Annotated in this window: 2 protein-coding genes; both read left to right on the plus strand. The window is 66.6% G+C overall.

The genetic code is table 11. From position 1 onward, the window contains the following. Window positions 1-201 (plus strand): NAD(P) transhydrogenase subunit alpha part 2 (locus EJ913_RS31230; RefSeq protein ID WP_148125323.1); only part of this gene is annotated, 201 nt, incomplete at its 5' end. Window positions 202-204: 3 nt separating this feature from the next. Then, the coding region (locus EJ913_RS31235) for an NAD(P)(+) transhydrogenase (Re/Si-specific) subunit beta (protein WP_148125325.1) at window positions 205-1,130 on the plus strand (926 nt) is incomplete at its 3' end.

A 1,130-nucleotide genomic window follows, 5' to 3' on the forward strand; every position in this document is an offset into this window, starting at 1 on the left:
CTGCATTCGCCGCTGATGGCCGTCACCAACGCCGTCTCCTCCGTCATCATCGTCGGCGCGCTCGTCGCCGCCGGACCGGCCGGCTTCGGCTTCTCCAAGGTCCTGGGCTTCCTCGCCGTCATCCTCGCCAGCGTCAACATCTTCGGCGGCTTCCTGGTGACCCAGCGCATGCTCTCCATGTTCAAGAAGAAGGGCAAGTAAACCATGGAAACCTTGTCCGCCCTTCTTTACCTCGTCGCCTCGATCTGCTTCATCATGGCGCTGCGCGGGCTGTCGAGCCCGGAGACCTCGCGCCAGGGCAACATCTACGGCATGGTCGGCATGACCATCGCCATTCTCACCACGCTGGCCTCGCCCATCGTCCAGTCCTACTGGATGATCGTGCTCGGCATCGCGATCGGCGGCGGCATCGGCTACGTCGTCGCCAAGAAGATCGAGATGACGGCTCTGCCGCAGCTCGTCGCCGCCTTCCACTCGCTGGTCGGTCTGGCCGCCGTCTTCGTCGCGCTGGCCGCCTTCTACTCGCCCGAGGCCTACGGCATCGGCACCGCCGGGGCCATCGCCAAGGGCTCGCTGGTCGAGATGGCGCTCGGCACCGCCATCGGCGCCATCACCTTCACCGGCTCCATCGTCGCCTTCGCCAAGCTCCAGGGGCTGGTCACCGGCAAGCCGCTGGTCTTCCCGATGCAGCACCCGCTCAACGCGGCGCTGGGCGTGCTGACGGTGCTGCTGATCGTCTGGCTGGTGCAGTCGAACTCGACCTCCGCCATGTGGCTGATCGTCATCGTGGCGCTGGCGCTGGGCTTCCTGCTGATCCTGCCCATCGGCGGCGCCGACATGCCGGTCGTCATCTCGATGCTGAACAGCTACTCGGGCTGGGCGGCCTGCGGCATCGGCTTCACGCTGCAGAACAACCTGCTGATCATCACCGGCGCGCTGGTGGGCTCCTCGGGCGCGATCCTGTCCTACATCATGTGCAAGGGCATGAACCGCTCGATCTTCAACGTCATCCTCGGCGGCTTCGGCGGCGAGGCGGCGGGGGCGGCTGGTGCTGCCAAGGGCCCGCAGGGCAGCGTCAAGGCCGGCTCGGCCGAGGACGCCGCCTACATCATGAAGAACGCGCAGTCGGT

Origin of the sequence: Azospirillum doebereinerae, assembly GCF_003989665.1 — a bacterium.
Classification (GTDB): domain Bacteria; phylum Pseudomonadota; class Alphaproteobacteria; order Azospirillales; family Azospirillaceae; genus Azospirillum; species Azospirillum doebereinerae.